Source organism: Rhodococcus chondri, assembly GCF_036327435.1.
GTDB lineage: Bacteria > Actinomycetota > Actinomycetes > Mycobacteriales > Mycobacteriaceae > Rhodococcus > Rhodococcus chondri.
The window spans coordinates 23127-30625 of sequence record NZ_JAUZMZ010000049.1 but is presented as its reverse complement, the minus strand read 5'-3'; the positions used below and the strand labels follow the sequence as shown (position 1 = coordinate 30625).

At 66.5% G+C, this 7499-nt stretch carries 7 protein-coding genes; 5 read left to right on the top strand and 2 right to left on the bottom strand.

Features of this window, described 5'->3' with window-relative positions:
• The 5 genes from Q8814_RS10935 to Q8814_RS10915 form a co-directional block, all read left to right on the top strand.
• Positions 1 to 956, top strand: a 956-nt coding sequence (locus Q8814_RS10935) for a lipid-transfer protein (RefSeq protein WP_330152039.1), incomplete at its 5' end; no start/stop codon positions are given.
• Positions 957 to 979: 23 nt separating this feature from the next.
• Positions 980 to 1816 (top strand): mycofactocin-coupled SDR family oxidoreductase, encoded by an 837-nt coding sequence (locus Q8814_RS10930; protein WP_330152038.1) that lies wholly within the window; start codon positions 980 to 982, stop codon positions 1814 to 1816.
• Positions 1817 to 1939: 123 nt separating this feature from the next.
• A complete protein-coding gene (locus tag Q8814_RS10925) occupies positions 1940 to 2899 on the top strand; it encodes an ATP-binding cassette domain-containing protein (RefSeq protein WP_330152037.1) in 960 nt (319 codons plus the stop codon).
• Positions 2896 to 3699 (top strand): ABC transporter permease, encoded by an 804-nt coding sequence (locus Q8814_RS10920; protein WP_330152036.1) that lies wholly within the window; start codon positions 2896 to 2898, stop codon positions 3697 to 3699. The genes Q8814_RS10925 and Q8814_RS10920 overlap by 4 nt, the downstream gene beginning before the upstream one ends.
• 49 nt (positions 3700 to 3748) lie before the next feature.
• Entirely contained in the window at positions 3749 to 6367 is a 2619-nt protein-coding gene (locus Q8814_RS10915) for an AMP-binding protein (RefSeq protein WP_330152035.1), read from the top strand.
• Here the strand turns inward: Q8814_RS10915 and Q8814_RS10910 are convergent.
• Both Q8814_RS10910 and Q8814_RS10905 read right to left on the bottom strand, forming a co-directional pair.
• Positions 6249 to 6863, bottom strand: a complete 615-nt coding sequence (locus Q8814_RS10910; protein ID WP_330152034.1) for a flavodoxin family protein — start codon at positions 6861 to 6863, stop codon at positions 6249 to 6251. The two genes, Q8814_RS10915 and Q8814_RS10910, sit on opposite strands and share 119 nt — an antisense overlap.
• Positions 6860 to 7483 carry a TetR/AcrR family transcriptional regulator gene (locus Q8814_RS10905; RefSeq protein WP_330152033.1) on the bottom strand — a complete coding sequence of 208 codons (624 nt, stop codon included), beginning with the start codon at positions 7481 to 7483 and terminating at the stop codon, positions 6860 to 6862. The genes Q8814_RS10910 and Q8814_RS10905 overlap by 4 nt, the downstream gene beginning before the upstream one ends.
• Positions 7484 to 7499 lie beyond the last annotated feature (16 nt).

Below are 7499 nucleotides of genomic sequence, written 5' to 3'. Positions count from 1 at the left end.
GTCTGAAGTTCTTCTCCCGTATCCACTACGGCGGCGGTGCGGCGTGCGCGACGGTGCAGCAGGCCGCGATGGCCGTTGCCACCGGGGTCGCGGATGTGGTCGTCGCCTATCGCGCGTTCAACGAGCGGTCGGGAGCGCGGTACGGGCAGGTGAACACCGCATTGGCGTCGCAGGTCAATTCCTCGGGTACCGACAACGCGTTCTCGTATCCGCACGGCCTGAGCACGCCCGCGTCGTTCGTGGCGATGGTCGCGCAGCGCTACATGCATGCCACCGGCGCCACCAGCGCCGATTTCGGGGCCGTCGCGGTCGCCGACCGCAAGCACGCGGCGACCAACCCGAAGGCGTTCTTCCACGGCAAACCCATCACGCTGGACGAGCACCAGAATTCCCGCTGGATCGCGGAACCGCTGCACCTGCTGGACTGCTGCCAGGAATCCGACGGTGGTGTCGCGATCGTGGTGACCACGCCCGAGCGCGCGAAGGATCTGAAGCAGACCCCCGCCGTCATCACCGCGGCCGCCCAGGGTAGCGGACCGGACCAATACATCATGACCAGCTACTACCGGGACGGACTCGACGGACTGCCGGAGATGGGGATCGTCGGCAACCAGCTGTGGGAACAGTCGGGCCTGACTCCGCAGGACGTGCAGACCGCCGTGCTCTACGACCACTTCACCCCGTACGTCCTGATGCAGCTCGAGGAACTCGGGTTCTGCGCACCCGGCGAGGCGAAGGATTTCGTCGCCGACGGCGGTATCGAGATCGGCGGACGGTTGCCGCTCAACACCCACGGCGGTCAGCTCGGTGAGGCGTACATCCATGGTATGAACGGAATCGCCGAGGCAGTCCGGCAGATTCGCGGTACGTCGGTCAACCAGGTCGAGGCCGTCGAAAACGTGTTGGTCACCGCCGGGACCGGGGTGCCCACCTCCGGCTTGGTGTTGTCGCGCTAGAACTGTTCGGACGAGAGGAACACATGAACAACTTCCAGGGCCGGGTCGCATTCGTCACGGGTGCCGCTCGGGGACAGGGCCGCTCGCACGCGGTCGCGTTCGCAGAGGCCGGAGCCGACCTCGTGCTGTGCGACCGCTGCGAGGACTCTCCGGTGGTCGGCTACCCGCTGGCGACCGAAGCCGACCTCGCGGAAACGGTGCGCCTCGTCGAGGCCGCCGGCCGCCGTGTCGTCTCCGCCAAGCTGGACACCGCCGACCGCGCCGCTGTCGACGCCCTCGTCGCCCGCGCCCACGACGAACTCGGCCGGATCGACATCGCCGTCGCGAACGCCGGGGTCACGGTCGCTGCGCCGGTGCAATCGATGCCGTCGGCCATGTGGGGAGAGGCGATCTCGTCCAACCTCACCGGTGTGTTCAACACGATCGGCGCCGTGGCGCCCGGAATGATCGAACGCGGGTACGGACGTATCGTGACGATCTCGTCGATGCTCGGTCGAGCCGGAAACACCAACATGGCGGCTTACAGCGCGTCGAAATGGGGCGTGATCGGACTGACCAAGTCGTCCGCGCTGGATCTCGCCCAGCACGGGATCACGGTCAATGCCATTGCCCCCGGCAATATTTCGACACCGATGATCCACAACGACATGCTGTATCACATGCTGCGCCCCGATCTCGAGCAGCCGACCGCCGACGACGTGGCGCCGGTGTTCACTTCCCTGCACGCGCAACCGGTGCCGTGGCTCGAACCCGAAGAGATCACCCGGGTCGTGCTGTTCTTCGCGGACGAGGCGTCCGCGCACATCAGCGGCACCGTTCTGCCCGTCGACGCCGGGAACGCGGGTCGCGTGACCGGCTGACGCCACCACGCCGTCGCTTGCGACGAGAAAACCCGGTGTCGTCGCTTGCGATGAGAAAACCGATCGCGAAGTGTCGGTCCCCTCGTACACACTGTGCTTACGATCACAGCCGAGGGGGAACTCATGGCCGACGCCATAGTCGCAGAAGGACTGATCAAACGGTACGGGGCGGTCACGGCGCTGGACGGTGTGGACCTACGGGTGCCGGAAGGCACCGTGACGGCGCTTCTGGGGCCCAACGGCGCCGGAAAGACCACCGCTGTCCGGGTGCTGACCACCCTGTTGGTTCCCGATGCGGGTCGCGCGGAGGTCGCCGGATTCGACGTGGTCGCGCAGGCTGCGGCGCTGCGGTCCCACATCGGCGCGTCCGGGCAGTATGCCGCGGTCGACGAATACCTCACCGGTTTCGAGAATCTGGAGATGGTGGGACGCCTGTACCACCTCGGGGCCAAACGTAGCCGCGAGAGAGCGCGCGAACTGCTCACGCAATTCGACCTCGTCGAGGCCGGCGACCGCCCCGTCAAGGGCTACTCCGGGGGCATGCGCCGCCGCCTCGATCTCGCGGGTGCGCTGGTGGCCGAACCGCCGGTGCTGTTTCTCGACGAGCCCACCACGGGTCTGGACCCACGCGCCCGGCTCGGCCTGTGGGACGTGATCGAACAACTCGTCGCGCGCGGCACCACGTTGCTGCTCACCACGCAGTACATGGACGAGGCGGAGCGGCTGGCCGATCGCATCGCCGTCATCGACCGGGGTGTGGTGATCGCCCGCGGCACCGCCGACGAACTGAAGGCTCTCGTCGGTGGGCAGCGGATCGAGCTGACCGTCCCCGACAGCACACAGCTCGAGGTGGGGCGCAGCGCGCTCACCGAACTCGCCGCCGGCGAAATCCACATCGAGTCGGGCAAACTCGTCGTTCCGGTCACGGGCGGCACCGAGATGCTGGTCGCGGCGCTGGGGAAGGTGTCCGCGGCAGGTGTGCACGTGACGGATGTGGCGTTGCGGAAGCCCACACTCGACGACGTTTTCCTCACTCTCACCGGTCACGAGGCCGAAGAGAAGACTCAGGAGCTGGTGCCGTGAACACCCTGCAGATGACCGTCTCGGACGGCGTGACGATCGCCAAACGCAACGTCATCAAGATCAAGCGGGTGCCCGACCTCATCGTCTTCACCACGCTGTCGCCGATCATGTTCGTGCTGCTGTTCGCGTACGTGTTCGGCAGCGCCATCGACATCCCCGGTATTTCCTATCGCGAGTTCCTCATCGCCGGCGTGTTCACGCAGACCGTGATCTTCGGGGCCACCTGGACCGGTCTGGGCATGGTCGAAGACCTGCAGAAGGGCATCATCGACCGCTTCCGGTCGCTGCCCATGGCCCCGTCGGCGGTTCTCATCGGGCGGACGTCGACCGACGTACTGATCAACATCGTGAGCCTGATAGTGATGTCGCTGACGGGTTACGTCGTGGGCTGGCGCATCAACTCGTCGCCGCTCGAAGCCCTCGCGGGCTATGCGCTACTGCTGCTGTTCGCGTACGCGCTGTCGTGGCTGATGGCCGTCGTGGGCATGTGGATCCGCACGCCCGAGGTGTTCAACAACGCCAGTTTCATGGTGATCTTCCCGCTGTCGTTCATCGCGAACACCTTCGTCGACACCGCGCAGATGCCCCCTCTGCTGCGGACGATCGCCGAGTGGAACCCGGTGTCGGCGCTCACCCAGGCGGTGCGCGAGTTGTTCGGCAACACCAATCCGATGATGCCGGTGCCCGAGGTGTGGCCCCTGCAGAACCCGATCCTGGCGTCCCTGCTGTGGACGGCCCTGATGCTGATCGTGTTCGTTCCGTTCGCGATCCGCCGGTACAAGAAGGCCGTGAGCCGCTGACGACCGTTCGGTACGTTCTGCCAGTGTCGATGCCGTTTTAGAATTCCCCATGCTTTTCGAATCCACCGAGTTCGTCGGCCGGTCCTGCGTGCCGTTCGTGGCGGACCTGAGCAGGTACGGCGATCGAACGGCGCTGATCGCCGACGGGGCCGAGATCAGCTACGGAACTCTGGCGGAACGCGTCGATTCCGCCGTGCGGCAACTCGGCACCACCCGGCGCCTCGTGCTGATCACAGGCGCGAACACCGTCGACGTGATCGTCGCGTACCTGGCCTGCCTGTCCGCCGGTCACCCGGTGCTTCTCGTACCCGGCGGCAGCAGCGCCTCGCTCGCCTCGATGATCGATCTCTACCGACCGGACGTGGTCTGCGAAGACGGACGTTTCGGCGAACTCACGGAGGGCACCGCCCACGACCTGCATCGCGACCTGGCTCTGCTGCTGACCACGTCGGGGTCGACAGGATCGCCCAAACTGGTGCGGCTGTCCCACGAGAACGTGCAGGCCAATGCGGAATCCATTGCGACCTATCTCGGCATCCGAGAGTCCGATCGTGCGATCACGACGCTCCCGATGCATTACTGCTACGGGCTGTCGATCCTGCACAGCCATCTCTTGCGTGGCGCGGGAACAGTCCTCACCGACCGCTCGGTGACGGACTCCGAATTCTGGGCTCTGATGAGGAAGCATCGCGTCAGTGCTCTCTCGGGGGTTCCGTACACGTTCGATCTGCTCGACCGGGTCGGGTTCGCCGACATGGACCTCCCGAGCCTGCGGTACGTCACGCAGGCAGGGGGGCGACTCGGCGCCGATCGGGTCCGTGGTTACAGCGAGCTGGGGCGTCGGCGAGGCTGGGATTTCTTCGTCATGTACGGCCAGACCGAGGCCACCGCCCGGATGGCGTACCTGCCGCCCGCACTCACGATCGAGCACCCGGACTGCATCGGCATCGCCGTGCCCGGCGGCTCGTTCCGGATCGAGCCGATACCCGAAAGCGAGAACGGCGGCGAGCTGGTCTACAGCGGACCCAACGTCATGCTCGGCTATGCCACCGAGCCGCAGGACCTCGCTCTCGGGCGTGAGATCGACGAGTTGCGCACCGGAGACCTGGCGGTGCGCAACGACGACGGACTGTATCGGATCGTCGGCCGGCGTTCGCGCTTCGCGAAATTGTTCGGACTGCGTATCGACCTCCAGCGCGTGGAGGCCGCACTGATCGGTGCCGGGTTCGACGGATGCTGCACCGGCGGCGCCGACGAACTGCTCGTCGCCGTAACCGGCACCGACGAGGCCCGCGCGACGGAAACGGCCGCGCAGGCATGCGGCCTGCCGACCTCTGCGGTGCGCGTGCGCACCGTCCCCGAGCTGCCACGCACCCAGAACGGCAAGGTCGACTACCGCGCTGTCGCGGCGCTCTTCGAGGAGCGGGACAGGCCGGACCCCGTCCCGCCGGAGAGCGACGCCCAGGCCGGCTTCACGCAGCTCCGAGATCTCTACTCGGCGATTCTCGGTACAACCGACGTGGACGCCGACAGCACGTTCGTCGGGCTCGGCGGTGATTCGCTGTCGTATGTCCGGATGTCCGTCCGGCTCGAGCGACTGCTCGGCCACCTGCCACCGGACTGGCACACCACCCCGCTCCGGGACCTCGTGCCCTCCGCGCGGTCGGCGCCGCGCGGGTGGCGCACGATCGAGACGAACGTCTTGATCCGTGCGCTCGCGATCGTGTTGATCGTCGGCTCCCACGCCAATCTGTTCGCGATTGTCGGCGGAGCCCACGTTCTGCTTGCCGCAGCGGGATACAACTATGCACGTTTCGTCCTGCCCGGGGCACGACGCGAACGGCTGCGCCACACGCTGCAGTCCGTAAGGCGAATCGCGGTGCCCAGCATGCTGTGGATCGGTGCGCTCGTCGCGTTCACCGGGGTGCATCCGATCGCGAGCGTGCTACTTCTGAACGGTTTCTTCGGTCCGGAGGCCTGGACTCGGGAATGGCGGTACTGGTTCATCGAGGCGCTCGTCTACATCCTCATCGCGCTGGCGGTGTTGCTCGCGATACCCCGGGTGGATTCCGTCGAACGCAAACATCCGTTCGTATTTCCCCTCGCCCTGGTCGCGCTCGGGTTGCTCACCCGCTATCAGGTGATCGGGCCGGACACTCCCACCAGCCAGATCCTGGCGTCGTACGTCGTGTTCTGGCTCTTCCCGCTGGGATGGGCGGCCGCGCGGGCCACGACGGTGTGGCATCGCGTGGCGGTGAGCGCGGTGGCCGTGGCGACCCTCCCGGGCTTCTTCTACGCCGAACCGGACCGGACCGCGCTGGTGATTGCGGGGCTGCTGCTGCTCATCTGGCTGCCCCGCATGTGGTGGCCGGCACTGCTCGTGCGCCCGGTCGAGATCCTCGCGGGCGCATCGCTGTACATCTATCTCACGCACTTCACGGTGTACACGCTCCTCGAGTCGGACCCGTGGATCGCATTCACCGCGTCCATTGCCGGCGGAATCGTGTACTGGTACCTCTGGCTCGGCCTCGAGAAGCTGCGACGTCGGATCAGCCCGGGTACGGCGGGTACGGCGCGTTGTGCAGCAGGCGCGCGAGGTGGGTGGCGTTGCGTGCCACTGCTTCGGTCGTCGAACGAACTGCCTCCGGGATCTCGTCGAGATCCTTGAAGTCGGTCCCCGACATGGCTTCTCCGTTCCAGTAGGTGGATCCCTGTGCGGGGATCGAGAAACCGATGTCGTCGAGGCCCTGGAACAGGTCGGCGATGATCTTGTGGGCGCCGTCCTCATTGCCCACCACCGCCGCAATGCCGACCTTCCCGACCATCTGCGGCCGGTTCTCCTCGTCGGTGGCCGACAGCTGGGCATCGAGACGTTCGAGAACTCGCTGCGCGACACTCGACATGTTGCCGAGCCACGTGGGGGTGGCGACGAGGAGGATGTCGGCTGCCTCGACCCGCTCGAGGACTGTGGGCCACTGGTCGCCGTCTCCCATATCGTCCTCGACCCCGGGGCGGATGTCGTAGTCGACGACGCGCACGGTTTCGGAGGTGGCATCGTGCTTCGACAGTGCTTCCAGTACGTGCGAGATCATCAGATCGGTGCTCGACTCGGCGGGCGACGGTTTGAGTGTGCAGTTCAGCGCCAACGCGTGCAGTGATGTCATATCGGTCGAGTACCCGTCGACTCCGTCGGCAATCCCCGGAGAAAGACGGCGATCGACCGGGCGAGTTGTTCGACACTGTCCGCGGTGCCTGCCCGGATACCGTCTCGCGAGCGCGCACCGATCAACCGATCGGCCACGAGGCCCTCGACGAGACCGACGAAATCGGCGGCGGCGGTAGCGGGTTGGGTCGATCGGTGTGCTGCCATCAGAGTCGTTGCCGCGTCGCGTGAAAACAGACCGGTCGCGAGTAGGGCGTGCAGCTCGGGATCGATCGTCGGGTCGACGGCCAGCGCGTAGCGAACAAGAAGATCCCGGCGTCGACGCAGCAGCATTTCGTCGAGGGTGGTTGCGACGGCGCGTGCGCTCGCGTCGACGTCATCGGTCCTCTCGGGAGCTTCGAGACCGGAGCGGGTGAAGGCGTCGCGTGAATTCTGAGCGAGGCGTCGAACGGCGGCGTCGAGCAGCGCCCCGCGACTGCGGAAGTAGTACGACGACGAGCCCGCCGGCAGATCGAGGTCGCGGTCGACGGCGCGGTGGGTCAGGGCGCGCAGGCCCTCGCGGGCGATCAGGTCGAGGGCGGCCTCGGCGATGAGGATGCGGCGATCCGGCGTGGTGGACACACCGTAACTCTACAGG

Bases quoted from the DNA above. Each gene is read 5' to 3' on its own strand.
- Q8814_RS10930 (WP_330152038.1), top strand. From the start codon at position 980: ATGAACAACTTCCAGGGCCGGGTCGCATTCGTCACGGGTGCCGCTCGG.
- Q8814_RS10925 (WP_330152037.1), top strand. From the start codon at position 1,940: ATGGCCGACGCCATAGTCGCAGAAGGACTGATCAAACGGTACGGGGCG.
- Q8814_RS10915 (WP_330152035.1), top strand. From the start codon at position 3,749: ATGCTTTTCGAATCCACCGAGTTCGTCGGCCGGTCCTGCGTGCCGTTC.
- Q8814_RS10910 (WP_330152034.1), bottom strand. From the start codon at position 6,863: ATGACATCACTGCACGCGTTGGCGCTGAACTGCACACTCAAACCGTCG.